This window comes from Bowmanella sp. JS7-9 (genome assembly GCF_004329715.1).
Lineage (GTDB): Bacteria > Pseudomonadota > Gammaproteobacteria > Enterobacterales > Alteromonadaceae > Pseudobowmanella > Pseudobowmanella zhangzhouensis.
In genome coordinates this window covers 169,654-194,220 of the sequence record NZ_JXSY01000021.1, presented here as the reverse complement: position 1 = coordinate 194,220, position 24,567 = coordinate 169,654, and the positions used below count along the sequence as shown (strand labels likewise).

Genomic DNA, 24,567 nt, shown 5'->3' with positions numbered 1-24,567 from the left:
CTAGGTTGATCGTGATCAATTCAGAGACTTAGTCTCTGTACGACTCCACACTCGGGCAGCTACATACCAGATTTCGGTCGCCGTAGACGTCGTCGATACGGTTAACCGTTGGCCAGAACTTGTTGCGCGCTACCGCAGCGACCGGGTATGCGGCTAGCTGACGGTCGTAAGCGCGATCCCAGTTATGGTCACAGATATCGGCCAGGGTGTGCGGTGCGTTATGCAGTGGGTTGTTGGTGGCATCCCACTCGCCCGCTTCTACTTTGGCGATTTCGTGACGAATGCTGATCATGGCCTCGATAAAGCGGTCCAGCTCGGCTTTGGCTTCTGACTCGGTTGGCTCAATCATCAGCGTACCCGCTACTGGGAAGCTCATGGTTGGCGCGTGGAAACCGTAGTCGTTCAAACGCTTGGCCACGTCCATCTCGGTCACGCCGCTGGCTTCTTTAAGCGGACGCATATCGATAATACATTCGTGCGCCACACGCTCGTTGCGGCCTTTGTACAGCACCGGGAAGTGCTCACCCAGCTTTTTAGCGATGTAGTTAGCATTCAGGATCGCCACTTCAGTGGCCTTTTTCAGGCCCGCGGCACCCATCATGCGGATATACATGTAGCTGATTGGCAGAATTGACGCACTGCCCCACGGCGCGGCAGATACGGCACCGTTCTCTGGGTTTGGCCCGTCGATTTTAACCACTGGGTGGTTAGGGACAAACGGTGCTAAGTGCTTTTTCACACCGATTGGGCCCATGCCCGGGCCGCCGCCGCCGTGCGGGATACAGAAGGTTTTGTGCAGGTTCAGGTGCGATACGTCAGCGCCAATGTAACCCGGTGAGGTTAAGCCTACCTGGGCGTTCATGTTGGCACCGTCCAGATACACCTGGCCACCGTTAGCGTGGATGATGTCGCAAATCTCACGCACGGTTTCTTCGTATACCCCGTGGGTTGACGGGTAGGTAATCATGATACAGGCCAGGTTGTCGGCCATTTCTTCGGCTTTGGCCTTCAGGTCGGCCATATCCACGTTACCGTTTTTATCACAGTTCACCACGACCACTTTGTACTCGATCATCTGAGCCGATGCCGGGTTGGTGCCGTGGGCAGAACTTGGGATTAAACATATATTACGGTGGCCTTCGCCACGGCTTTCGTGGTATTTGCGAATGGCAATCAGGCCGGCATATTCGCCCTGTGCGCCTGAGTTAGGCTGCATGGCGATATGGTCGTAACCGGTGATTTCCACCAGCCAGTCGGCCAGTTCCTGAATCATGTGCTGGTAACCCTGCGCCTGGCTCAGCGGCGCAAACGGGTGCAATGAACCAAACTCTGGCCAGGTGACCGGGATCATCTCGGCGGTGGCGTTCAGTTTCATGGTACAGGAACCCAGCGAAATCATCGAGTGGTTCAGGGCTAAGTCTTTGTCTTCTAAAGACTTAATGTAACGCAGCATTTCGGTTTCGCTGTGGTACTTGTTGAACACTTCGTGGGTCAGGATCTCCGAGGTGCGCGCCAGTTCAGCTGGGATAGAGGCTGGCATTTCGCTCACCTTTGCATCCAATGCATCAAAATTCACATCATTGATGCCAAATACCGCCAGCAGCTTAGTAACGTCAGCACGGGTGGTGGTTTCGTCCACGCTGATACCCAGCTTGCCGTCCAGATCGGTACGCAGGTTGATCATCGCCGCATCAGAGGCGCTAACGATGGCGTCTTTCTTATCGCCCACGTTGACTGTGATGGTATCGAAGTAATTAGCATGCGCCAGGCTAAAGCCAGCGTTTTGCAGTGCCGCAGCAATGATATCGGCAAAGCGGTGAATACGGCTGGCGATGGTTTTCAGGCCTTTCGGACCGTGATACACCGCATAGAAGCTGGCCATGTTGGCCAGTAACACCTGCGCAGTACAGATGTTGGAGTTAGCCTTTTCACGGCGGATGTGCTGTTCACGGGTTTGCAGTGCCATACGCAGAGCAGGACGGCCACGGGTATCCTGTGACACACCGATAATACGGCCTGGCAGTGAACGCTTGTAATCGTCGCGGGTAGCGAAGAATGCCGCATGTGGACCACCGTAACCCATAGGTACACCGAAACGCTGAGCAGAGCCCAGCACCACGTCGGCGCCCATTTCGCCCGGTGATTTCAGCAGCACTAAGCTCATGATATCGGCGGCAACCGCAACAATACCTTTGTTAGCTTGTACCGCAGCGATGATGTCAGTCAGATCACGGATTTCACCCGTGGTACCTGGGTATTGCAGCAGCGCACCAAAGATATCGTGGCTGGCAGCATCTTCGGCCTTGCCGACAATAATCTCAAAACCGAACATCTCGGCGCGGGTGCGCACCACATCATAGGTTTGTGGGTGCACGTCATCGGCGACGAAGAACGCGTTGGCTTTGCGGTTTTTAGACACACGCTTGCCCAGCGCCATGGCTTCGGCGGCGGCGGTACCTTCGTCCAGCAATGACGCGGAGGCCAGATCCATACCGGTTAAGTCCAGGGTTGCCTGCTGGAAGTTCAGCAGCGCCTGTAAACGGCCCTGAGCAATTTCTGGCTGATACGGGGTATAAGCGGTATACCAACCTGGATTTTCCAACACATTACGCAGAATCACGTTTGGCACGTGCACATCGCTGTAACCCATACCAATAAAGCTGCGGTAAATTTTGTTTTTACCGGCGATGGCTTTCAGTTCAGCCAGGGCCTGCGCTTCGGTGGTGCCTGCTGGCAGGTTCATATCCTGCGGCAGACGAATGGCAGCCGGAACGGTTTGCTCGATCAGATCATCCAGTGATGTGGCGCCAATAGTGGCCAGCATTTCAGCCTGTTCAGCCTGTCCCGGGCCAATGTGGCGGCGGACAAAATCCTGTTGCTGCTCTAATTGTGACAGTGTGACGTGCGACATAATCTACTTCTGCGTTGTGTTGTAAAAATCAGCCCCGAGTTTCCTCAGGGCTGCAATCTTGAATGGCCAGCGGTAAATACCGCGCTGGACTTATTCTTCGTCGATGGAATTTGCGTAATCTTCAGCGCCCATCAGGTCGCCCAGCTCTTCCGGATCTTCGGCTTTGATTTTGAATAACCAGCCGTCACCGTATGGATCGCTGTTTACCAGCTCAGGTGAGTTTTCCAGATCTTCGTTAGTCGCGATGATTTCGCCGGTTAATGGTGCGTATACGTCAGAAGCCGCTTTTACTGATTCTGCTACGCAGCAATCGTCACCGGCATTTACCGCGCTGCCAACGTCTGGCAGTTCAACGAAAACCATGTCACCCAGCAGTTCTTGTGCGTGCTCAGTGATACCTACGGTAAAAGTGCCGTCGCCTTCGTCGCGAACCCATTCGTGAGTTGATGCATAACGTAGCTCTTTAGGGATGTTACTCATTGTTTTTCCTCTTAATTTTATTAAATCAGCGGTTTGCCGTTACGCACGAAGGCCGGCTTAATCACTTTTACTGTAACCCACTTTTTACGCATTTCCACTTCGGCCGTATCGCCGTGATCCGCCGGTACGCGGGCCATTGCGATGCTCTTGCCAAGAGTAGGAGAAAAGGTACCTGAGGTGATCACACCCTCGCCGCCGCTGACCTTCACAGTCAGGCCGCTACGCAGTACGCCTTTTTCTTCCATCAGCAGGCCAACCAGCTTGTCGGTGCCTGCGGCTTTTTGTTGCTCCAGCGCCGCGCGGCCAACGAAATCACGCTCGGCCGGTTCCCAGGTGATGGTCCAGCCCATGTTCGCCGCCAGCGGAGAAATGGTTTCGTCCATGTCCTGACCGTACAGGTTCATGCCCGCTTCTAAACGCAGGGTATCGCGTGCGCCCAGACCACATGGCTGCACACCGGCATCCAGCAGTTGTTGCCACAAATCAGCGGCTTGCTCGTTTGGCACCATGATCTCGTAACCGGCTTCACCGGTGTAACCAGTGGTGGCAATAAACAAGTCTTCAGCCTGCACGCCGTAGAATGGCTTCATACCGGCTACCGCTTCGTTTTGTGCGGCAGAGAATACCTGGCCGGCCTTTTCTTTGGCGTTCGGGCCTTGTACCGCGATCATCGCGTACTCTGGTCTTTCGGTGATGGTCACGTCAAAACCGGCGGCTTTGCTGTTTAACCAGTTGATGTCTTTTTCGCGGGTGGCGCTGTTCACTACCAAACGGTAGTTTTCGGCATCGAAGTGATACACGATCAGGTCATCCACCACGCCACCGGCTTCGTTCAGCATGCCGCTATAAAGGGCTTTACCCTTTTCCTGCAGCTTAGCCACGTCGTTAGCCAGCAAGTAGCGCAGGTAGGCCTGAGCCTGTGAGCCAGTCACGTCAACGATGGTCATGTGTGAAACGTCGAACATACCCGCATCTTTACGCACCGCGTGGTGCTCTTCGATTTGCGAGCCGTAATTGATGGGCATTTCCCAACCGTGGAAGTCAACCATACGCGCACCGGCTTCGATGTGCTTGGCATGTAATACGGTTTTGTTGGTCATGTGCATTCCTCTGCGGTTTGCCACACGGGCAAACGGAGTTTGTTAGCCAAATGTTGCGTCGCAGTATAGAAAGCCGAAGGCAGCACAACAAATTGATAATCCTTATCAATACATTTGCAAAACTTATGTATACAATGCATATCCATCAGCTTTGTAAATTTATTACATGCCATGAAGCAGCTATCTCTCGACAATCTGCGTACCTTTGTCACGGTGGTGGACATGGGCGGCTATGCCAAAGCCGGGGATATTCTCGGGCGTTCGCAACCCGCTATCAGTTTGCAGATTAAAAAGCTCGAAGAACAATTAGGCCGCAAGCTGTTTACCAAAGTGGGCCAACGGCATTTACCTAACCACGATGGCCAACTGTTATATCAGCATGCCCGTGGCATCCTGAGCCTGAATGACGATGTGTTTCGCGCGTTCGAGCAGCCCAGCCTGCGCGGGCGGTTGCGCCTGGGCATTCCCAGTGAGTTTGCCACCACCCTGCTGCCGGGCATCATTGGTGAGTTTTCTAAACTCTACCCGGATGTGGCACTGGAGGTGACATCGGCATTAAGTAAGCAGTTACTCAGCAACGAGCGACGTGGCGATTTTGATTTGATAATGGCACTGGTACCACCGGGCCAACCTACCGACGGCCAGCTATTGGTGGCCGACCCGCTGGTATGGGTTGGTGATAAAAATCAAAACTGGAATCCGGAGTACTTATCGCTGGTACTGGCACCGGATGGCTGCATGTACCGCAGCCGGGTCATTCAACATTTAAAACAGCAAACCCTGCCATGGCGCATCAGCTACACCATCGCCGATTTGTCTGGCATTACTGCCGCTATTCAGCAGGGGCTGGGCATTACCGCGCTGGCCAAGAGCTCACTACCCGCTGAGCTTGCTGTGCTTCGGCACAAAAACCTGCCGGAACTGGGCACCATCAATATCTGCCTGTTTGAGCAAAGCAAACAACACCCACAGGCCTGCGCCAAACTGGCCGAGTTTATTCAGGCACGGGTGGGGTAATTTTTCTCCATAGTTCAGAACATTTACCGGATGCTAAAAATATGTTCTGCTGAGCAGGTCTTTTCAAAACAACAAGGAATAATCATGCAAAAGATTCTGGGATTAGCGGCGTTAGTTGGCGGGGCAATTCTGCTGTATTTCGGCTACACCGAGTACAACAGCCATGCGTCGCAATTAACCGAAATGGTCACAGGCAACCCGACTGACGATGCCAAATATCTGCTGATTGGTGGTGCTGTGGCGGTGATTGTGGGCTTGGGCTTGCTGTTTAAGAAATAAAAAAAGCCGCCCGGGGTGGGCGGCAAAACTATGTCATCAAGAAAACACGAACTTACATTTGTCTTTACGCATTTCGCTAAATATCGGTTCACTCACGACGTAAAATTTCTGCCAAATCCTGTTCCAATGACACGGTGGGTTTTTCGATAATCCGTCCTAACTCTTTGTTGCCGCTATAAACGTAAATGGTCGGGGTGTATACCAACCCCATTCTCTCGGCGATACCATCTGGGTCCTGCTTATTTCGGTCTACGGCGAGAAGGTCTATCTCCACCGGCATGTTGGCCACATCAAGAATTTTTAATAACCTTGCCACCTCACGCTGACTGTCATGACACCAGGTACCGAAAATGACTATCAGGCGCTTTCCTTGTAAAGCGCTTACGACGTTTTTGGCACTTTCAGCTGGAATATAGGCATCGTATTCCTCTGCGAACGCGCGATGTTCTGCCAACAATACCGCCGGCTCGATTGGGCCCAGATTGTGTTGTTGTGCATTGCTACTGACGCACGCGCCCAGCAAACTCAAGCACAGCAGCAAAACAAATTTTTTCATTAAAGACTTCCTATTTATCGGTTTCGCCCCATAGTAGCCTTGATAAAAATTGCAGAGCAAGTGACATGAGCCACTTTTCAGCCATTGTGTTGGGCGCCACCGGTCTGGTTGGCAAAGCACTGGTAAAACAGCTACTTAACGATAAGCGTTACCACCACATTACCTTGTTGGTACGGCGTCCGCTGCCCGACAGCCTGTTTGCTGATCCCGAGCAAAAATTGCAGGTGGTGGTGACCGACTTTGACAAACTGGATGACTATCAGGGTTATTTTTCTGTCGACCATGCTTACGTTTGCCTGGGTACCACCATTAAACAGGCTGGCAGCAAAGCCGCGTTTCGCAAAGTCGACTTTGAGTATGTGCATGCCGCCGCGCAATGTGCCCGGGCGCAGCATTGTCAAAGCTTTGTGTGGATTTCGTCCATCGGCGCCAATGCCAACAGCAGCAATTTCTATTTGCGCGTGAAAGGTGAGCTGGAAAATGCCATTTTACCCATGCTCAATTTGCGCAAACCGGCAGCGGTACAACCCTCGCTATTACTGGGTGAGCGCGAGGAATCACGTCCGTTAGAACGCCTTGGTATTTTATTCGGTAAACTCGTGGCGCCACTGATGATTGGCCCACTACGCAAGTACCGGCCGGTTGAGGCCGATACCGTCGCGCGTAATATGATGGCGCTGCAGGATTTCAGCGCGCCGCGGGCTTAAACAGTGACCAGCTGACAACCGCTATCGCCACCCCAGCCAGCATAAAGCAGTAATAGACGTAGGGCAGCAGATCGATTGGTGAAATGGCGAAGCTTGCGCCCAGCAACAGGGCCTGCGCCCCATACGGTAATAAGCCCTGAATAATACAGGCGAAAATATCCAGCAAGCTGGCAGCGCGTTTGGGGGGCACCCCACCATGCTCTGCCAGTGATTTAGCCGCATCGCCGGCCACAATAATCGCCACCGTGTTGTTCGCCACACACAGGTTCGTCACGCTGATTAACGCGGCAATAGCAAAACCGTGACTGGCCTGATCATGGCTGGAGAGTTTTTTCGCAAAGCGAGTCAGGCCGTTGACCAGAAATTGCAGGCCGCCTTGACGACGCATCAGCTCGGATAACCCACCTATCAGCATGGAGAGAATAAAAATCTCCTGCATCTGGCCAAAGCCGGCATACACGTCCTTGCCGATATCGCCAATTGCATACCCGCCCTGCCAGACGCCCATGGCTAAGCACGCCAGGATACCCAGCACCAACACCACGAAGACATTAACGCCACTGATGGCCAACAACAGGATCAGTAAATAAGGTAACGCCAGCCAGGGATTAGCTTCTGCTGCGGAGACCTCGGCACTGACCGGATTGACCAGCAACAACAACAACACCAGCGTCATTACCGCAGCGGGTGCGGCAAAACGGATATTTTCAATAAACTTTTCCTGCATGCGCGCGCCCTGGGTACGGGTGGCCGCGATAGTGGTATCGGAAATAATCGACAGGTTATCGCCGAAGATGGCACCGCTCATCAACACGCCCGCCATCAACGGCAGTGAAATGCCACTGGCCTGCGCCAGACCCAGCCCAATCGGTGCCATGGCGGCCAGCGTGCCCATCGATGTGCCCATGGCGGTAGCAACAAACGCCGCTAACAAAAACAATCCTGGCAGCAACCAGTCGGTGGGGATCACGCTAAGCCCCAGCGCCACCGTGCTGTTCACCCCGCCTGTGACATTGGCTACCGAGGAGAACGCACCGGCCAGCAAATAAATTAAACACATGGTGATGATATTGTGGTTACCCGCCCCCTCAACGAACTGGCTGATGGTTTTATTCAGGGACTCGCGCGATAACCACACCGCCAGCAAAATAGCCGGTAACACCGCAACGGGCGCAGGCAATTGGTAAAACGCATAGTCGATACCCTGCGCCTGATAATAAAAACCCACGCCTAAGAATAACGACAGAAATACCAACAGAGGCAGCAGCGCCAGCCGACCACGTGAAGAAGTAGTTTGAGACAAAGCAATCACCAAAAGACGTTTAGACGTCTAGAATTCTAAATTGATTTTAATTGGCTCACAAGCCTGATTACACTCAGGGATGCCCTTTGCTGGCAAGAATCGCCAGATTTTTACTGATTTGCTCGGATAGTTGGGGGATCAAAAAGGCATATTTGCGGTTGATAACGTGGTATGCCGGGGTCTGAAACAACACGATCTGATTGAACTGATGCGCGTACTGATTCTCACTCTGCGCCGCCTCCCATACATACAGGGCAAAATCAACCCGGCCTTTGGCCAGCATATTCACCGGATCCTGACTCATATGCATGGTGTACAGGTGCGCCTTAATTTGCCCCTGATAGCGTTTTTGCAGATAATTAACATGGTGCGACGATACGACTCCGGTCTTGGTCGGATCCCACATAAGGTCGGTCGAGCACGGTGATGATTTCTGACAAAGCAGTAAATAGTTAACCTCTCCCAGCATAGGTGGCACTGGCACGATATTGTCAAAATCCTGAATCAGCATGGCCAGGCGAATCACATCCGCCTCCACGCGTCCCTGATTGAGTTCGATAAGCGCACGTTCTGCCGGGGTGGGACGCATATGCGTTTTTATCCCCAAGGCACGATAACTTTCTTCGATCAGCGGGATAAAACGCTTTACCTGAGGATGGCCAGCGTAAGTGATCGTGACCGACGACGGCATGACATCCTCTGCCTGCGCAGGGCTGGTGCACAGGCCAAGCAACAACATCAGCGATAATAGTTTACCCACATACCTCTCCGGCACTATGCAGTCGGCTGACTGCATGCTTGATAGTAGCTGAGGTTAATGACCGCCACCAGCCACCAGGCGGTACTGAATGCTGGTGTAATCATCCAAACCATACAGCGAGCCTTCGCGTCCATAACCAGACTGCTTCACGCCGCCAAAAGGGGCGGCCGGATTGGAAATCGCGCCGGAATTAATTCCCACCATGCCGTATTCCAGCCCATCCGCGACGCGTTGAATGCGGCCGATATCGCGGGCATAAAAATAACTGGCAAGGCCAAAGATCGTGTCGTTGGCCAGCTGCAATGCCTGTTGTTCGGTTTCGAAGGTTTGAATGGCGGCCACCGGACCGAAAATTTCTTCACTGAAAAGCGGCATGTCCGCAGTTAGCGCGGTCACCAGCGTTGGCGGGTAATAGGCGCCCTGCTGCCAGTCACCGCCATAGATTAGCTTGGCCCCCTGTTTAACCGACTCGTCCACCAGTTTGTGCACATCGGCAGCGGCTTCTTCGCTGATTAAGGGGCCGATATCAACGCCGTCTTCGGTACCATCACCCACTTTGAGGGCTTTGATTTTGGCCAGCAGCTTGGTGGTAAATTCCTCAGCTACCGATGCCTGCACATAAAAGCGATTGGCGCACACACAGGTTTGCCCGGCATTCCTGAATTTACATAGCATGGCGCCTTCCACGGCTGCATCGATATCCGCGTCGTCAAACACAATAAACGGCGCATTGCCGCCCAATTCCATCGATACCTTTTTAATCGTCGAGGCACAGGCTTCGGCCAGTTTGCGACCCACCGGGGTAGAGCCGGTAAAGCTGAATTTGGCTATTGAGGGATGGGTGGTGAGCACCTTGCCAATGCCCGCCGAGTCGGTGCCGGCCACAACATTAAATACGCCGGCCGGAATACCAGCACGCTCTGCCAGTTCCGCCATGGCCAACGCTGACAACGGGGTTTTGCTGGCAGGGCGCACCACAAAGGTACAACCTGCCGCCAGCGCTGCCGCGGCTTTGCGCGCAATCATGGCATTAGGGAAATTCCACGGGGTGATGGCCGCCGCCACGCCCAGTGGTTTACGCACGGCCTGAATCTGTTCGCCCGGGTTGGCGGCAGGAATCATTGCCCCATAGGCACGCTCGGCTTCGCCCGCGAACCATTTTACATAGCCCGCGCCGTAGGCGATTTCACCTTTGGCTTCGGCCAAGGGTTTGCCCTGTTCCAGCGTCATCAGCCGCCCCAGCGCCTGTTGGTTTTCCATCATCAACTGGTACCAGCGATACAGCAGCTCACCACGTTTTGCACCGGTCAGCCCCGCCCACTCGGGAAACGCCTTTGCTGCGGCCTCGACCGCGCGCGTGGCATCATCCGCGCTGGCATCGACCACTTGGGTGATCACCTCGCCACTGGCTTTATTGATAATGTCGAAAGTGTGGTTACCAGTAAGCCACTGGCCATTGATGTAGGAAGCTTGCTTGATGAGATCGGCTGGAACCTTGTGCATTGCCCTCTCCTGTTATTTGCAGATTGCACCGGCCACGCACCGCTTGTGGCATACATAGCGCCAGCCAACAGGCTGGCGGAGAAATTTAGTGGTTTGCTTTAACCATCTGTGGCAACTCACCATCCAACCCCATGGCCTGACGGATTGCCTTGTGTTTAGCAAACGGCACACTGTTTACTATGCGCATACCGGCGCCACGGATCAGTTTCTGCAGTGGATTTGTTCCCTGGAACAAGCGCTTAAACCCTTCCATCGCCGCACACATCTGCATCGCCTCGGCCTTGCGCCAACGTTCAAAATGACGCAAATGCTTGCCGACACCGATGTCTTTATCTTCTGCTACCAATTGATTGAGTGTCTCGGCTAACGCGGCTGCATCCAGAAAGCCCAGGTTCACACCCTGCCCGGCGAGTGGATGAATGGTGTGCGCCGCGTCACCGATAATCGCGATGCGATCCGATACCCACTGGCGGGCATAGCGCATCTTTAACGGGAAGCTGGCTTTATCACCTTCCACCTGACAAACGCCGAGCGTGCTGTTAAACGCGGCCGTCAGCGCATGATTGAAATCTTCCGCAGACATCGCCAGCAATTCCTGCGCGCGCGGATTATCCTGCGACCACACGATGGAACATAAATGCGGATCACGCAAAGGTAAAAACGCCAAAGGGCCATTTGGCGTGAACACCTGTCGCGCCGTTGCCTGATGGGGTTCAGCGCAGCGTACCGTGGCGACAATGGCCGTGTGCTCATAATCCCAGAAGGTCAGCGGGAAATCTGCCAGCGCACGGATTTGTGAATTGGCGCCGTCCGCGCCCACAACCAGACGAGTCGTGAGCATCTCACCATTTTTCAGGGTAACAAAGGCTTCCTGCTTGCCCATATGCAACTTATCCAGCGAGGTTTCCAGCAACTGAATATGCGGGGCCTGCACCGCCTGTTGCCACAGGGCATGGCGAATGCGTGCATTTTCAATGATATGGCCTAATACCGGCTGGCCGGCATCCTGGGTATCGAAATCAATTTTGGCGAAGCTGTCCTGCTCCCATACCTGCATGGCATAGTAAGGGGCTTTTTGCTCAATGGCCTGCCACGCACCCAACCTTTCCAGCAAGGTCTGGCTGGCCAGATTGATGGCGCTGACCCGCAGCTGCGGCGACTCGCTCAGAGCTGTGGGCGGATGCGGGTCGATCACCGCTACCTGTAAACCGCTTTGCTTTACCCCCAGCGCCAGCGCCAGACCAACCATACCGCCGCCAACAATGACCAAATCTACCGACTGCATGGTTTACTCTCCGTGTGTTTGTTGCGTGGCCTGAGCAAATAAACCCATGGCCTGAGTGGCGAGCTGATGACGCAAACCCGGCAGCTGATTCATCAGCGTCAGTCCCAGATTCCGTCCGATCACCAGCGGCCAGTGTTGATTGGAAAACAGCCGCACCAGCGCATCGGTCAGACCGATGACTTTGTCCTGATCCGGCTTGCGCGCCAGCGCATAAGCACGTAATTGCGCGTAACTGCCAAGCGCATGTTGCTTGTTCTGTAACATTGCTGCCAGATCTACCACATCACGCAGACCCAGATTAAAACCCTGCCCGGCAATGGGGTGCAGGGTGTGGGCACAGTTACCGATGAGCACCGTGCGATGCATCACAGTGGGGCTGGCTGTTACCAGCGACAGAGGATAAATAAAGCGCTCGCCGACTTTGATGATCTCACCGGCGGCATAACCAAATGCCTGCTGCAGCTGCTGAATAAATTCCTGTTCAGACGCCTGTTGCAAGTGAGCCGCCCGGGCGGTATCCAGTGTCCATACCAGCGACATACGCTGCTGTGACATGGGCAACAATGCCAGCGGCCCGGTTTGGGTAAAACGTTCATAGGCCCAATGCTGATGTGGCTCGGCCATTCCGACATTGGCGATCAGCGCGGTTTGCTGGTAATCATCTGCCACGAAACTGGCGCCAGCCAATTCTGCGGTTGGAGAATACGCACCTTCTGCCACCACCAGTAAGCGAGCACTTACTGCATTACCACTTTTTAACGTGGCGTGTACCGCATCCTGGCTATAATCCAGTGCGCAAATCGCATCCGGACAAAGCCAATCGATGCTCTCTGGCAGCGCATTGCGCAACTGGGCACCAAAGTCCTGCATCTCGACCACAAAACCCAGTGCATCGGTCTGGTACTCATCGTGGTGCAGATAGCACTGCCCAAGATGACCCTGGTCAGTTACTTTGATATGTCTAATCGCCGTACCGATCTGACTGATATTCAGGCCAAACTTATCGAGCATCTGCTGCGAATATTTGGCCAGCGCAATCGCACGGGCATCAAAGCCCGGATGGGGAGCATTTGCCTGGTATTCGGTTGCTTCAACGATGGCTATTTTTAAGCCACTGTGTTTCAACGCAATAGCCAGAGTCAGTCCGGTGGCACCGCCGCCTGCGATCAGCACATCGTACATATCAACCCGCCATCAACGCTTCGATGGCATCGATGCGCTTAGGCACACCGAATGTCAGATTTTCATGCCCATCTGCCGTAATCAGCACATTGTCCTCAATGCGAATACCGATACCGCGCCATTTCGGATCCACATCTGCATCATTAGCAATGTATAAGCCCGGCTCAACGGTCAACACCATCCCAGGCGCAAAGGGGCGGTCCTGATCACACACCTTATAATCGCCCACGTCATGCACATCGAGCCCCAGCCAGTGGCCAAGCCCGTGCATAAAGAACTGGCGATAAGCCTTGGCTTCAATCAGTTTGGCAGGCTCACCCTGTAACAGGCCGAGATTGACCAACCCTTCCACCAGCACCTGAATACAGCGATTGGTGGCGCTGACCAGATTAGAACCGGGTTTGATTACTTCCAACGCAGCATGTTGGGCATCCAGTACCAACTGGTACAAGGCGCGTTGCTCAGGGCTAAACTGGCCGCTGACCGGGAAGGTACGGGTGATGTCCGCCGCATAGCCAAATAACTCACAGCCCGCGTCGATCAGAACCAGATCGCCGGCCTTTAACGTGGAATTGTTTTCGGTGTAATGCAAAATACAGGCGTTGTCGCCACTGCCGACGATGGTGCTATAAGCCGGATGACGTGCCCCCTGCATGGCAAACTCATGCAAGATTTCGGCTTCTAACTGGTATTCATAATCCAGGCGACCACAAGCCTGCATGGCTCGGGCGTGCGCCTGCGCGCTGATTTGTGCCGCTTTACGCATCACCATCAGCTCGGCGTCTGATTTAAACAAGCGCATCTCATGCAGTTCGGAGCGCGGATCCAGCAGCATATTCGGCGCACGTTTGGTCTGTTTTGGTGCATCACGCAAGGTTTGCAGCGCCGCTAATACCGGCTTATCGGCCCAGGCCTGATGTGCCATGGCGTAAACTAACGCGGCTTTGCCGTTTAATAGTTCCACCAGCGCGTCATCCAGTTCACTGATGCAATAGGCTTCATCCATGCCCAGTGCAGAGATTGCTGCATCTGGCCCCAGACGGCGACCGTGCCAAATCTCCGCCTGCGGATCCTTTTCACGACAAAACAGGATGGACTGACCTTCGCACAGTACCAGTGCGGCATCTGGCTCGTTAAAGCCGGTCAGATAGAAAAAATCGCTGTCCTGACGAAACGGATAATCGGTATCGCGGCTACGCACCTGCTCGCGTGCCGCCGGAATCACAATCACCGCGTCCGCATTAAAACGTTCAGCCAGTTGTTGGCGGCGGGCGGCGAATTCAGCCTGTGGGATCATAAATTAATGTAGTGTCTTCGGTTCAGATTGTTGTTCGTCGGCGCTCTTGCCCAGTTCGTTGAAGCACAGCATGGCGGAGATACGCACATATTCCATCACTTCAAACAGGGCCTGCTCAGATTCTTCGCCTTCCAGCATTTCTTCGTCCATACGGGAGATCTCAGAGAAATCCTCTAAGGCTTCTTTGACATCGTCCGAGCACTTGGTCAGATCGTTTTGTTCCAGACCAAAGCCAAGCATAAAGCCCTGCACCCACTTAATCAGCGCCTGGCCGCGTTCGTTGATCGGGGCATTATCATCCGGAATCAACAGCGTCAGACCAAAGTCAGTACTGAGTAACTGCTGGCACAGATCATCGTACAACTCTTTAAGCTGCAGGTTCACCGACTCGCTGAATGGTTCACCCTGATTGATAAAATCCGCCAGCGCATTTAGCCAACCACGGTTTTCCAGCGCCATGCCACCCGCCAACATGCCGCACAGCATGCCCTGAATTTCAGCCGGGTCTGACCCCAGACCTGCCCGTGAAAAACTGCCATGTAACAGTTCGTATGCTTCACCCACGATGAACTACCTGAAAAATAAACAAAATTTGTTTGGTTATTCTACCACGGCGCAGAATATCCCCCAATCTTTACAAACTTACTTGGCAAGCGCCCCATGCCATGACGTATAATTAGTCCATCGCCTGGGATGTTCGCCAGCTTAGTAAACGTCCCTGGCCGATGCTTTAAACTTAGGAATTTGATAGTGTTGTTTTTGTGCAAGCTCGACTCGAATCGAGAAGCCTGCGGCGACCTTGATAGTTCCGCCCTGAACTTTCGGTTCACGGGCAATCACTGAGCAGCGGCATCCCGGGTGGTTTCCTCTCACGCTATTGTGCCTTATCTTCTTAATAACTATTTGCGCAACATCAATAATTTAGCGACAGTAACCTTCTATGCTTGGTAAAAAGCAAAGGAGGATTTATGGCGGTTATTCAACATTTTGGTGCTGCGCAGGAAGTCACTGGCTCCTGTCACTTACTTTGCAGTGAGGCCAATGGACGGGTACTACTGGACTGCGGCATGTATCAGGGCCATGGCAAAGATGACGACCCGGCCGAGCATGAATTCCCTTTTGATATTGCCAGCCTCAATGCGGTGGTATTGTCCCACGCCCATTTAGACCATTCAGGCATGCTGCCGCTACTGGTGCGCCGTGGTTATGCCGGGCCGATATTCTGCACCGCCGCCACCCGCGACTTACTGGAAATTTTGCTGGAAGACTCGTTCGGTCTGTACAGCAAAGATCTGGAGCGAGACAATCTGCGACGTAAACGCCGTGGTGAGAAGCCCCTGAAACTGGCGTACACCGAAAAAGACGTCAAACAAGTCATCCGCCAATGCCACCCGCTGGATTACGGTAGCGCACATAAGATTGCCCACGGCTACATGCTTACCTTGCATGATGCCGGGCATATCCTCGGCTCTTCGATTGTGCAGTTGTCCTTTGTGGAACAGGGGCAACATAAAACCCTGGTCTTCTCTGGCGATCTGGGTAAACCCAACGCCGTGCTGATGAACGATCCGTACCAGCCCACTCAGGCCGATTTGGTGATGATGGAAAGTACCTACGGCGACCGCGAACACCGCAGTATTGATGATACCGTCGAGCAGTTAGAGCAGATCCTGCACGATGCCTGGCAACGGGGCGGCAATGTAATGATCCCCTCTTTTGCTGTCGGGCGGACTCAAGAACTGATTTACCATCTGGGCTGTTTGCATCAGCAGGGCAAGCTGGACGATTGGCAGATCTTTCTCGACAGCCCTATGGCTATTCGGGTCACCGATATCTATGACCGCTGGGTCGACATTCTGGATAAAACCGAAACCCGCTATATGAACGTCAATCACCTGCATCCACTGGAGGATTTTCTGCCGAATCTATTTATGGCGGTCACTCCGGAAGATTCCATGGCGATTAACCGTATTCGCCGCGGTGCGATAATCATCGCCGGCAGTGGCATGTGCACTGGTGGGCGGATTAAACACCACTTTAAACAACGGATCTGGAATCCCCACAATACCCTGATTTTTGTCGGCTATCAGGCTCGTGGCACACTGGGTCGCGCATTGGTGGACGGGGCTAAATTTATCAAAATGTTTGGCGAGCAATACATGGTTAAAGCCCGCATCGAAACTCTTGGTGGGTTCTCTGCCCACGCCGGACAATCGGATCTGCTGAATTGGGTGAAGGGTTTTAACGGTGAACCGAAAGTCGTATTGGTACATGGTGAGCCGGATGCCATGCAGGTGCTGGCAGAGAAAATCTGGCAACACTCGAATATTCGTGTAACGCAGCCGGCCTTGGGCGATCGGAGCGTGTTGTAGTGTCAGGTGACAAACACGTTCTGAGAGCTGAGCTACGCAACGAGTTTCGTCATCGCCGGCGCGGATTAAGTGAGTCAGCGCAACAGACAGCCAGTCAGGCAGTGCTAAACAATCTGATTGAAACAAATTTGCTGGATGTGCGGCGCATCGTCGCCTATTTGCCCAATGATGGCGAAGTCTCGCTGCAGCCTGTGATTGAATATGCCTGGCAACAGGGTATTGATGTTTATCTGCCCGTGTTACACCCGTTTAGTCCGGGCAATTTGCTGTTTTGCCGCTTTACTCCCAGCTCCCATATGCAGCCCAACCGCTTTGGCATCCCGGAACCTGTAATTGAAGTACAGGATATATGCCCACTGGCATCGCTGGATTGCATCTTTACCCCGCTGGTCGCCTTTGATGCCCATGGCAATCGTATGGGCATGGGCGGCGGATTCTATGACCGCACCCTGGCACCGATTCGCCGCGATGGCCTCAACTGCCAGTTAATCGGGGTCGCCCATAGCTGTCAGCAAGCAGACCTGTTGCCGGTACAGAGCTGGGATATACCGCTGGATAAAATTGTCACAGAACAACAAATTTACTCACTGTGAGCTTAGTTTTTACGCTACCCTATGGCGCCATCATCCAGTCACAAAAAGCATATCCATGAGTCAGGACCAATTTAAGAAAATGGCGGCCGAAGCCGCGATCCCATTTATTGAACCAGGCAGTATTGTCGGTGTCGGTACCGGCTCCACTGTGACCCATTTTATTAATGCACTGGGTGACATCCGTCATGATATTCAGGGTGCCGTGTCCAGCTCAGAAGCGTCCACTAAACAGCTTAAATCGCTGGGTATTGAGGTGATGGACCTTAACAGTGTCGGCAGCTTCGATGTGTATGTAGATGGTGCCGATGAAATCACCGCGCATAAACATATGATTAAGGGCGGGGGCGCCGCCCTGACCCGCGAGAAAATTGTCGCGGCCGTCGCACGCCAGTTCATTTGTATTATCGACGACAGTAAGCAGGTTGATGTGCTGGGGCGATTCCCCCTGCCAGTGGAAGTGATCCCCATGGCGCGCTCCTATGTGGCGCGTGAACTGGTCAAATTAGGGGGCGATCCACAATGGCGTCAGGGGGTGGTGACCGACAATGGCAATCATATTATTGACGTACATAACCTGAAAATTCTCAATCCGGTCGAACTGGAAACCCACATCAATAACATCGTCGGTGTGGTCACCAATGGACTGTTCGCACAGCGCGGTGCAGACATCGTACTGATAGGCGGCGCCAATGGCGTACAAACGATAAAGTAAGGGACAATATTCAATCAGGGTGCCATGCACCCTTTTTTGTACCCGCATCGCGCATTTTTACGTTTTATACTCAGTATTTGGTCTTTCCAAATCTATGCATTTTTGATAGTTTGGACGTCCAGAAGTCTACTTAACATTTTCTTGGATCCAAAGCCCCATGAGCAAAATTTCACTGCCAAAAGACAAGATTAAAATTCTGTTGCTGGAAGGATTACACCAAAGCGCGGTGGATACGCTTAAAGCCAACGGCTATCACAATATTGAGTCACTGAAGACGTCCCTGCCGGAAGATGAGCTGATTGAAAAAATTCAGGACGTGCATTTTATTGGCATCCGTTCACGTACCCACATCACCGAGAATGTGCTTGAAGCGGCCAATAAGTTAGTTGCCGTCGGCTGTTTCTGTATCGGTACTAACCAGGTTGACTTAGCCGCCACGCAGAAGCGCGGCATTCCGGTCTTTAATGCGCCGTTTTCCAATACCCGTTCGGTGGCGGAATTAGTACTGGGTGAAATTTTGTTGTTGCTGCGTGGGATCCCACAGAAAAACGCACAGTGCCACCGTGGCGGTTGGGACAAAAGCGCGGTTGGCTCTTACGAGGCGCGCGGTAAAACCCTCGGGATTATCGGTTATGGTCACATTGGTACCCAATTAAGTATTCTCGCCGAGCATTTGGGTATGCGGGTTAAGTTTTATGACATCGAAGACAAGCTGGTATTGGGCAACGCTACCCAGATTAAGTCGATGAAAGAGTTACTGGCCGTTAGCGATGTGGTCACCTTGCACGTACCAGAGACCCCGCAAACTAAAAACATGATTGGTGCCAGCGAACTGGCCGCCATGAAGGATGGCGCGATTTTAATTAACGCTTCGCGTGGCACGGTGGTCGATATCGATGCATTGGTGTCGGCGCTGGAAAGCAAAAAGATTGCCGGTGCGGCCATCGACGTTTTCCCGGTCGAGCCGAAATCCAATAATGAGGAATTTGTCTCGCCATTACGTGGTTTCGACAATGTGATCCTGACCCCTCACGTCGGTGGCAGTACGCAGGAAGCCCAACAAAACATCGGCATTGAAGTCGCAGGTAAACTGGCAAAATACAGTGATAACGGTTCGACCCTGTCTGCCGTGAACTTCCCGGAAGTCTCTTTGCCACAGCATGTGGGTACGTCACGTTTGCTGCACATTCACCAAAATGCACCCGGGGTGCTAATTCAGATTAACCAGGCGTTCTCTGAAAAAGGTATCAACATCGCGGCGCAATACCTCAACACCAATGAAAACATTGGTTATGTGGTAATTGATGTCGAGACCGATGATGCGGAGGAGGCGTTAAACCAATTGCGCCAAATCAAAGGCACCATCAAAACCCGCATTCTGCATTAAGCATGACATTGCTTTAAAAAACGCTGGCTGGTCCGGCGTTTTTTATTGCCTCGTAAAAACTTGTGATGTTAAAAATATTTGACATGGTGATTTTTTCACCATATTGTGCGTGTTAAATATTTTTAACACGAGGAATCAATAATGGCTTTTCACGAAAAATCCGCCTGGTGGATGCTAATTGCGCTATCCGTTTTGAGCGTTTTATACGCCAATGCGTTGTTTGGCTTGTCCGGTGATGGGCAAATCCCACCACCTAATGTACCGGTGCTGATCCGCTATACCGTTGCGCTAGTGATTGTCGCCGTAATTGGGCACATCATTATTGCCGCCACGGCTCCATCAGACGCCAATGCCGAACCGGATGAGCGCGAGCGCAAAATTTTTGACCGTGCAGGGCGAATTTCCGGGTTTGTGTTTGGCTTTGGCGTGGTCAGTGCGATGTTATTCTATTTGTTCCAGAGCAATGGCGACGCACTGTTTTATGGTGTCTTCGCCTGTCTGGTTGCTTCACAACTGGTGGAATATCTGGTGAAGATTTATTTGTATCGTACGGCGTTAGACTAATGGCGAAAGCATTTCCTATCAGTAACCGGGTGCGTGAAGTTCGCGAACAGCGCGGTGATATGACGCAGTCCGACCTGGGTAAACTGGTCGGCGTGACGCGCCAGACCATTGCCGCCATCGAGCAGGAACGCTATTCGCCCAGTCTGGAAACCGCCTTTCGCATCGCCCGTGAGTTTGGCGTCAGTATCGATAGCTTATTTAGCTGGAAAGAAGACGCCTGACCCATTGCTCTGCTATGGTGATTGGCGTCCACCTTCAACAAGGAAAGTCTTATGCAACGTGTCACCGGCATTGGCGGTATCTTTTTTAAAGCCACAGATCCCAAAGCACTTAGCGCCTGGTATCAACAACATTTGGGCATTGATGTGGCAAATTGGGGTGGCGCGGTGTTTGAATGGGGTGGTGATAATAGCCCTAAAGGTATGACTATCTGGAGCCCGTTTGCTGCTGACACTCAATATATGTCACCGGGAACCGCCAGTTTTATGCTTAATTTTCGCGTAGCCGATCTGGATGCCTTGCTAGCCCTGTTAAAAGAGGAAGGCTGCCAGGTAATGGATGAGACGGAATCATCTGAACAGGGCAAGTTTGGCTGGGTAATTGACCCTGAAGGCAACAAAGTCGAATTATGGCAGCCTGCAGAAGGCATGTGACGCAGAATAAAGCGCTACGCATAGCTGTCGACGCATGTGCATTCAGAAAAGGCTTTAACATTGCGACAGATATGACTAGTCTGAAGCTATCTGTAATCAGTTTGTGAACCCTATGAATTGGCGTCTTGGGTGTTTTCTCGCAATGATATGTTGGTGTAGTTCCCACGCTACGGCGCAGTTATCGGTGATGGTCTACACGGAAAATTCTCCCCCCTACCAACTACAGGGTAAACATCAGGTAGAAGGACTTAGTACCGAGAAAGTCCGTGCCATTTTGCAGCTAGCGGATATAGATGCCACGATTGAAATGATGCCTTGGGCTCGCGCACTGCAAGTCTCCTCTCGCCAGTCTAATGCGCTTATCTACGCAATTGCACGAACACCCGAACGCGAACCTTACTTCACTTGGATCGCGCCCGTCGCCAATTTCAAATTAGGTGTCATCACCCTGCGTAAACGTCAGGATCTTACATTGACTGACGAGATGACACTGGGCCATCTGACTGTCGCGTCCCAACGGGATGACATTGCCTCTTTCTGGCTGGAAAAGCATGGCTTTGTAGAAAACAGGAATAAATTGCTGTGCGCCGACATTGTCTGCTCCTGGACCCTGCTTAAAAATAGCGGTGTAGATTTTATTATTGAAGATCCCAAACTGATCGCTGCCACCGCGCCGTTAGTCGGGTTAACCGCAGACGATATCATGTTGCAATTCACCATAGATGAACTAGACGTGGTGGGCTATCTGGCCGCCAACAAGCAGTTAAATCCCATCATCCTCGACAAGCTTATCCGCGCAGCTACCGATTTAGGTTTTCATTAACAGGTGCAATGAGCCTATTCAGGCAAAGGAATAAACTCTTCTTCATCACCCGGGACTTTAGGGAATTTGCCTGCCCGCCAGTCTGCTTTGGCTTGCTCGATAAAGGCTTTGTCTGTTGAGGCAAAATTCCATTCCAAATAACGGGTTGTCATCTTTTCACCGCCAACCAAGGCTATCCGCGAGGGAGCATGTGCGACCACTTCCACATCGCTACCGGGCGTCAGTATCCCCATTTCGTGTTGCTGAATGGTTTGACCCGCCACTTGCACACTACCACTGGCAATATACAGTCCCCGCTCCTGCGTCTCTGGTAAATGTAATCGCTGGCCGGCCTGTAAGTGCGCTTCGATATACAGGGTGTCAGCAAAGGTTTTGACCGGTGATGTGTGCCCATAGGCGCTGCCCATCATCACCCGCACCGGCACACCGTCTACCTCTACTGATGGAATATGCGCCGACGGGTAATGGTAAAACGCAGGCGGCACCTGTTGTAGCTCCTCCGGCAATGCCAACCACAATTGCAGGGCATGCAGGCTGTGTTCACGCTCACGCACTTCGGGGCGTTCTCGCTCAGAATGCACAATGCCACGCCCCGCCACCATCAGGTTAATATCACCGGGAATGATGACCTGCTCATTACCCAAGGAATCCCGATGCAGCATTTCTCCCTCAAACAAGTAGGTAACGGTGGCCAGATGGATATGTGGATGAGGACGGACATTCACACCTTTCCCCGCAGCAAAGGTCACCGGCCCCATATGATCAAAGAACAACCAGGGGCCGACCATGCGTTTTCCAGATGCGGGTAACACGCGGCGCACTGAAAACTCACCTAAATCACGGCTTTTAGGCTGAATGACTTTCACGACCAGACTGCCGGAGATTTCATGACAAGGGGCATTAGTTGGGTTTTCGCTGTATGTATTCATCATTTTCCTCGTTTAGAAGCTATTACCCTACAGCCGAGCGACAGGATCAATTGCATGCTTATGTTTTTCCAATTAACCTGCCTAACTCAATGTTAAATATAATATTTCGAGCAAATATAGGGAGATTACCATGTCAGTTCTACGCACCATTCTGGCCGTTTTGCTGGGATTATTCATTGGTAGCATCGTCAATATGGCGCTCATCATGCTCGGAAGTGAAGTGATAAGCGCCCCACCAGGAGTCGATGTCACCACCGCTGAGGGGTTAAAAGCAGGCATGGCACTGATGGAACCCAGACACTTTCTATTTCCGTGGCTAGCCCATGCAGCAGGTACACTGGTTGGTGCGCTACTCGCTTGCTGGATAAGTAAAGAGCATGGGAAATTAGCTGCCTATATTATCGGTTTTGCGTTTTTGCTAGGTGGTGTAGCAAATGTCCTGATGCTGCCCTCACCCTTGTGGTTCACCCTTGTGGACTTGAGCCTGGCTTATTTGCCCATGGCCTGGCTGGCGCTGCGTTTACGTTCAAAAATATTGTCAAAATAAGTCGTTATCTGGAGTTTGAGTTATGCAATGGGATTTGATCCTCGCCAGTCTTATCAATTTATCGGTAAATTTATTGTATACCCTGGTGGCCCTGTTTATCGCCGTCGTGGCGCTGATCACCATCGACCGTAAGCTATTGAAAAATATTGATATCCAGGAAGAACTGAAAAACAAAAATATCGCGGTGGCGATTTTTGCCTCATCCATCATGTTATTTGTGGCGCTGATCATCAGCTTTGGATTCAAAGGTTAATGGGATCCTGGCGCTGGAAACTCAGTTTTCTCAGCCTGTTTCTGTTGTTGGCCTGGTTGAAGTCCTTCCAACAGCATAATTCGGATAAAGCGCTCAACACACAGATCGAGACAAGCGCCAATCACATGCCTGCCTATTTGTTTAATGCGGAGTATTTGGCTGGCTTCGTTAAGTTTGAAAACGAACAGCGCCTGATCACCGAGCCGGATATCCATGCTGCCCTTGCACGCATATTCCCTGACGAGCGGCACAAAATCGGCGTACTCAGCTGGTACAACAGTCGCCGCGATGTGGGCACACTGACCGCCGCGGGGGAAGATTTCCAACAACACTTCGTCAACAGCTATCTGGTCGGGATCCGGCCGTTTGCCGTCGACAATGACTGGCTGCCCTTATACGTGCTGGCCAAGCGCAAGACCTACCAACTGGATCAGCAACAATATGGTCAGGGGGATGTTTGGCAAACTTCGGCTGCAGCGTATTCACGCCTGCGTGGGGATTGCGAAGATCATGCGCTGGCGTTGGCAGACTGGCTGATTTCCGAGGGGTTAGACGCGCGCGTTGCCATTGGTAAATACCGTGGTGAAGGCCATGCCTGGGTCGTGGTATTTAAGGACAATCAACAATATCTGCTGGAGGCCACCTCCAAATCCCGCTTGCGCAACTGGAATTACTATCCATTAGTACAACTGGCTACGGGCTATGTGCCACAATATATGTTTAACCGCAGTCAGCTCTGGGCACTGACCGGCAGCGACGGCATCCGCGATTATCAGCATTCACAATGGCAATTGCGCTCCCAATACACCCGCACGGCTGAGGCACCATGAACAGCTTGTTGCGCGGATTGATATTGCTGTTGGGTGTTTTCAGCATGCTGACCCACGGGGCTACAGCGCCTCCATTGTTGCCGGCGCGACATACGCTCGGCGAGATTAGCTTGCTAAAAGTTGATCCCAACCGGTATGAAGAAGATTATCAGGCACTGATGCGGGCCAGATTGACCATCCGCCAACAACTGGGGAGTGAGTGGCCGCAGGACGACTTTACTGCAGAGCAAAGCCGCCAGACCCTGATAGATGATTTGCGAGCCTTTGAAAACGGTGAGAACTACACCCTGCATATTGTCGATAAAGACGGTGCCATTATCGGCTGTTTATACCTGACCCCCTCGTTTACTGAGCGCACCGTTGAAGGCTATTACTGGCTGATACCGGATAAACAGCAAGCAGGGTTAACCGAACGCCTTGCAGCCGATGTAAGCCAATGGCTCACCGGCTATTGGCCGGTAGAACAAGTGAAGTTTCGTTTTAATCATCCACCCACAGCGCAATAATCAGACACAAAAAAACCG

General features: G+C 52.5%; 27 protein-coding genes and 1 other RNA gene. 16 read left to right on the top strand and 12 right to left on the bottom strand.

What is annotated here, in order from left to right; translation table 11 throughout:
* Positions 1-28: 28 nt before the first annotated feature.
* The 3 genes from gcvP to gcvT form a co-directional block, all read right to left on the bottom strand.
* Entirely contained in the window at positions 29-2,911 is a 2,883-nt protein-coding gene (gene gcvP, locus TK45_RS12395; RefSeq protein WP_131259142.1) for an aminomethyl-transferring glycine dehydrogenase, read from the bottom strand.
* Positions 2,912-3,001: 90 nt separating this feature from the next.
* Positions 3,002-3,391 (bottom strand): glycine cleavage system protein GcvH, encoded by a 390-nt coding sequence (gene gcvH, locus TK45_RS12390; protein ID WP_131259141.1) that lies wholly within the window; start codon positions 3,389-3,391, stop codon positions 3,002-3,004.
* Positions 3,392-3,411: 20 nt separating this feature from the next.
* A complete protein-coding gene (gene gcvT / locus TK45_RS12385; RefSeq protein ID WP_131259140.1) occupies positions 3,412-4,491 on the bottom strand; it encodes a glycine cleavage system aminomethyltransferase GcvT in 1,080 nt (359 codons plus the stop codon).
* 171 nt (positions 4,492-4,662) lie between these two features.
* Between gcvT and TK45_RS12380 the strand changes: the two genes are divergently transcribed.
* A complete protein-coding gene (locus tag TK45_RS12380; protein WP_131259139.1) occupies positions 4,663-5,508 on the top strand; it encodes a LysR substrate-binding domain-containing protein in 846 nt (281 codons plus the stop codon).
* Between the two features lie 84 nt (positions 5,509-5,592).
* Positions 5,593-5,787, top strand: a complete 195-nt coding sequence (locus TK45_RS12375) for a DUF3185 family protein (RefSeq protein ID WP_131259138.1) — start codon at positions 5,593-5,595, stop codon at positions 5,785-5,787.
* An 88-nt stretch (positions 5,788-5,875) separates the two neighbouring features.
* Here TK45_RS12375 and TK45_RS12370 read toward each other — a convergent pair whose 3' ends face one another.
* Positions 5,876-6,343 carry a thioredoxin gene (locus tag TK45_RS12370; RefSeq protein WP_131259137.1) on the bottom strand — a complete coding sequence of 156 codons (468 nt, stop codon included), beginning with the start codon at positions 6,341-6,343 and terminating at the stop codon, positions 5,876-5,878.
* A 65-nt stretch (positions 6,344-6,408) separates the two neighbouring features.
* Between TK45_RS12370 and TK45_RS12365 the strand changes: the two genes are divergently transcribed.
* Positions 6,409-7,050, top strand: a complete 642-nt coding sequence (locus TK45_RS12365) for an NAD(P)H-binding protein (protein ID WP_131259136.1) — start codon at positions 6,409-6,411, stop codon at positions 7,048-7,050.
* Here TK45_RS12365 and TK45_RS12360 read toward each other — a convergent pair.
* From TK45_RS12360 to TK45_RS12330, 7 genes are all read right to left on the bottom strand, one after another.
* Complete coding sequence (locus tag TK45_RS12360; protein WP_254426609.1) at positions 7,031-8,353, bottom strand: Na+/H+ antiporter NhaC family protein; 1,323 nt, start codon at positions 8,351-8,353, stop codon at positions 7,031-7,033. The two genes, TK45_RS12365 and TK45_RS12360, sit on opposite strands and share 20 nt — an antisense overlap.
* Positions 8,354-8,426: 73 nt before the next feature.
* Positions 8,427-9,113 carry a hypothetical protein gene (locus tag TK45_RS12355; RefSeq protein ID WP_131259134.1) on the bottom strand — a complete coding sequence of 229 codons (687 nt, stop codon included), beginning with the start codon at positions 9,111-9,113 and terminating at the stop codon, positions 8,427-8,429.
* A 54-nt stretch (positions 9,114-9,167) separates the two neighbouring features.
* Positions 9,168-10,616: an NAD-dependent succinate-semialdehyde dehydrogenase gene (locus TK45_RS12350; protein ID WP_131259133.1), complete on the bottom strand. Its 1,449-nt coding sequence runs from the start codon at positions 10,614-10,616 to the stop codon at positions 9,168-9,170.
* 85 nt (positions 10,617-10,701) lie between these two features.
* Positions 10,702-11,901, bottom strand: a complete 1,200-nt coding sequence (locus TK45_RS12345) for an FAD-dependent monooxygenase (RefSeq protein WP_131259132.1) — start codon at positions 11,899-11,901, stop codon at positions 10,702-10,704.
* Between the two features lie 3 nt (positions 11,902-11,904).
* The gene (gene ubiH / locus TK45_RS12340; protein WP_131259131.1) at positions 11,905-13,083 is read right to left on the bottom strand and encodes a 2-octaprenyl-6-methoxyphenyl hydroxylase; all 1,179 of its coding nucleotides are present in this window, start codon (positions 13,081-13,083) and stop codon (positions 11,905-11,907) included.
* A gap of 1 nt (position 13,084) precedes the next feature.
* Entirely contained in the window at positions 13,085-14,380 is a 1,296-nt protein-coding gene (gene pepP / locus TK45_RS12335; protein WP_131259130.1) for a Xaa-Pro aminopeptidase, read from the bottom strand.
* Between the two features lie 3 nt (positions 14,381-14,383).
* Positions 14,384-14,926 carry a UPF0149 family protein gene (locus tag TK45_RS12330; protein ID WP_254426615.1) on the bottom strand — a complete coding sequence of 181 codons (543 nt, stop codon included), beginning with the start codon at positions 14,924-14,926 and terminating at the stop codon, positions 14,384-14,386.
* A 136-nt stretch (positions 14,927-15,062) separates the two neighbouring features.
* Here TK45_RS12330 and ssrS point away from each other — a divergent pair.
* The 9 genes from ssrS (at position 15,063) to TK45_RS12285 (ending at position 21,484) form a co-directional block, all read left to right on the top strand.
* A non-coding RNA gene (gene ssrS, locus TK45_RS12325) (6S RNA) lies at positions 15,063-15,245 on the top strand.
* Between the two features lie 103 nt (positions 15,246-15,348).
* Positions 15,349-16,752, top strand: a complete 1,404-nt coding sequence (locus TK45_RS12320; RefSeq protein WP_131259129.1) for an MBL fold metallo-hydrolase RNA specificity domain-containing protein — start codon at positions 15,349-15,351, stop codon at positions 16,750-16,752.
* A complete protein-coding gene (locus TK45_RS12315; protein WP_131259128.1) occupies positions 16,752-17,345 on the top strand; it encodes a 5-formyltetrahydrofolate cyclo-ligase in 594 nt (197 codons plus the stop codon). Before TK45_RS12320 ends, TK45_RS12315 begins: the two co-directional genes overlap by 1 nt.
* A gap of 55 nt (positions 17,346-17,400) precedes the next feature.
* Entirely contained in the window at positions 17,401-18,057 is a 657-nt protein-coding gene (gene rpiA, locus TK45_RS12310; RefSeq protein WP_131259127.1) for a ribose-5-phosphate isomerase RpiA, read from the top strand.
* 157 nt (positions 18,058-18,214) lie between these two features.
* Positions 18,215-19,444 (top strand): phosphoglycerate dehydrogenase, encoded by a 1,230-nt coding sequence (serA, locus tag TK45_RS12305; RefSeq protein WP_131259126.1) that lies wholly within the window; start codon positions 18,215-18,217, stop codon positions 19,442-19,444.
* Between the two features lie 141 nt (positions 19,445-19,585).
* Complete coding sequence (locus tag TK45_RS12300) at positions 19,586-20,008, top strand: hypothetical protein (protein ID WP_131259125.1); 423 nt, start codon at positions 19,586-19,588, stop codon at positions 20,006-20,008.
* A complete protein-coding gene (locus TK45_RS12295) occupies positions 20,008-20,229 on the top strand; it encodes a helix-turn-helix transcriptional regulator (RefSeq protein ID WP_131259124.1) in 222 nt (73 codons plus the stop codon). Before TK45_RS12300 ends, TK45_RS12295 begins: the two co-directional genes overlap by 1 nt.
* Positions 20,230-20,280: 51 nt before the next feature.
* Positions 20,281-20,661 (top strand): VOC family protein, encoded by a 381-nt coding sequence (locus TK45_RS12290; RefSeq protein WP_131259123.1) that lies wholly within the window; start codon positions 20,281-20,283, stop codon positions 20,659-20,661.
* A gap of 142 nt (positions 20,662-20,803) precedes the next feature.
* Positions 20,804-21,484 (top strand): ABC transporter substrate-binding protein, encoded by a 681-nt coding sequence (locus tag TK45_RS12285; RefSeq protein WP_165490778.1) that lies wholly within the window; start codon positions 20,804-20,806, stop codon positions 21,482-21,484.
* Positions 21,485-21,498: 14 nt separating this feature from the next.
* On the opposite strand, the gene TK45_RS12280 is transcribed toward TK45_RS12285, so the two are convergent.
* Positions 21,499-22,413 carry a pirin family protein gene (locus TK45_RS12280; RefSeq protein WP_131259121.1) on the bottom strand — a complete coding sequence of 305 codons (915 nt, stop codon included), beginning with the start codon at positions 22,411-22,413 and terminating at the stop codon, positions 21,499-21,501.
* Between the two features lie 130 nt (positions 22,414-22,543).
* Here TK45_RS12280 and TK45_RS12275 point away from each other — a divergent pair, with 130 nt between their 5' ends.
* From TK45_RS12275 to TK45_RS12260, 4 genes are read left to right on the top strand one after another with little or no spacing between them, the layout of a single operon-like run.
* Positions 22,544-22,960, top strand: coding sequence for a hypothetical protein (locus tag TK45_RS12275; RefSeq protein WP_131259120.1), 417 nt, complete (start codon positions 22,544-22,546; stop codon positions 22,958-22,960).
* Positions 22,961-22,982: 22 nt separating this feature from the next.
* Positions 22,983-23,213: a DUF350 domain-containing protein gene (locus TK45_RS12270; protein WP_131259119.1), complete on the top strand. Its 231-nt coding sequence runs from the start codon at positions 22,983-22,985 to the stop codon at positions 23,211-23,213.
* The gene (locus TK45_RS12265; RefSeq protein WP_131259118.1) at positions 23,213-24,043 is read left to right on the top strand and encodes a transglutaminase-like cysteine peptidase; all 831 of its coding nucleotides are present in this window, start codon (positions 23,213-23,215) and stop codon (positions 24,041-24,043) included. Before TK45_RS12270 ends, TK45_RS12265 begins: the two co-directional genes overlap by 1 nt.
* The gene (locus TK45_RS12260) at positions 24,040-24,549 is read left to right on the top strand and encodes a hypothetical protein (RefSeq protein ID WP_131259117.1); all 510 of its coding nucleotides are present in this window, start codon (positions 24,040-24,042) and stop codon (positions 24,547-24,549) included. Before TK45_RS12265 ends, TK45_RS12260 begins: the two co-directional genes overlap by 4 nt.
* The last annotated feature ends 18 nt before the right edge of the window (positions 24,550-24,567 follow it).

Bases quoted from the DNA above. Each gene is read 5' to 3' on its own strand.
- gcvP (WP_131259142.1), bottom strand. From the start codon at position 2,911: ATGTCGCACGTCACACTGTCACAATTAGAGCAGCAACAGGATTTTGTC.
- gcvH (WP_131259141.1), bottom strand. From the start codon at position 3,391: ATGAGTAACATCCCTAAAGAGCTACGTTATGCATCAACTCACGAATGG.
- gcvT (WP_131259140.1), bottom strand. From the start codon at position 4,491: ATGACCAACAAAACCGTATTACATGCCAAGCACATCGAAGCCGGTGCG.
- TK45_RS12380 (WP_131259139.1), top strand. From the start codon at position 4,663: ATGAAGCAGCTATCTCTCGACAATCTGCGTACCTTTGTCACGGTGGTG.
- TK45_RS12375 (WP_131259138.1), top strand. From the start codon at position 5,593: ATGCAAAAGATTCTGGGATTAGCGGCGTTAGTTGGCGGGGCAATTCTG.
- TK45_RS12370 (WP_131259137.1), bottom strand. From the start codon at position 6,343: ATGAAAAAATTTGTTTTGCTGCTGTGCTTGAGTTTGCTGGGCGCGTGC.
- TK45_RS12365 (WP_131259136.1), top strand. From the start codon at position 6,409: ATGAGCCACTTTTCAGCCATTGTGTTGGGCGCCACCGGTCTGGTTGGC.
- TK45_RS12350 (WP_131259133.1), bottom strand. From the start codon at position 10,616: ATGCACAAGGTTCCAGCCGATCTCATCAAGCAAGCTTCCTACATCAAT.
- TK45_RS12345 (WP_131259132.1), bottom strand. From the start codon at position 11,901: ATGCAGTCGGTAGATTTGGTCATTGTTGGCGGCGGTATGGTTGGTCTG.
- ubiH (WP_131259131.1), bottom strand. From the start codon at position 13,083: ATGTACGATGTGCTGATCGCAGGCGGCGGTGCCACCGGACTGACTCTG.
- pepP (WP_131259130.1), bottom strand. From the start codon at position 14,380: ATGATCCCACAGGCTGAATTCGCCGCCCGCCGCCAACAACTGGCTGAA.
- TK45_RS12320 (WP_131259129.1), top strand. From the start codon at position 15,349: ATGGCGGTTATTCAACATTTTGGTGCTGCGCAGGAAGTCACTGGCTCC.
- rpiA (WP_131259127.1), top strand. From the start codon at position 17,401: ATGAGTCAGGACCAATTTAAGAAAATGGCGGCCGAAGCCGCGATCCCA.
- serA (WP_131259126.1), top strand. From the start codon at position 18,215: ATGAGCAAAATTTCACTGCCAAAAGACAAGATTAAAATTCTGTTGCTG.
- TK45_RS12300 (WP_131259125.1), top strand. From the start codon at position 19,586: ATGGCTTTTCACGAAAAATCCGCCTGGTGGATGCTAATTGCGCTATCC.
- TK45_RS12295 (WP_131259124.1), top strand. From the start codon at position 20,008: ATGGCGAAAGCATTTCCTATCAGTAACCGGGTGCGTGAAGTTCGCGAA.
- TK45_RS12290 (WP_131259123.1), top strand. From the start codon at position 20,281: ATGCAACGTGTCACCGGCATTGGCGGTATCTTTTTTAAAGCCACAGAT.
- TK45_RS12285 (WP_165490778.1), top strand. From the start codon at position 20,804: ATGATATGTTGGTGTAGTTCCCACGCTACGGCGCAGTTATCGGTGATG.
- TK45_RS12280 (WP_131259121.1), bottom strand. From the start codon at position 22,413: ATGAATACATACAGCGAAAACCCAACTAATGCCCCTTGTCATGAAATC.
- TK45_RS12275 (WP_131259120.1), top strand. From the start codon at position 22,544: ATGTCAGTTCTACGCACCATTCTGGCCGTTTTGCTGGGATTATTCATT.
- TK45_RS12270 (WP_131259119.1), top strand. From the start codon at position 22,983: ATGCAATGGGATTTGATCCTCGCCAGTCTTATCAATTTATCGGTAAAT.
- TK45_RS12265 (WP_131259118.1), top strand. From the start codon at position 23,213: ATGGGATCCTGGCGCTGGAAACTCAGTTTTCTCAGCCTGTTTCTGTTG.
- TK45_RS12260 (WP_131259117.1), top strand. From the start codon at position 24,040: ATGAACAGCTTGTTGCGCGGATTGATATTGCTGTTGGGTGTTTTCAGC.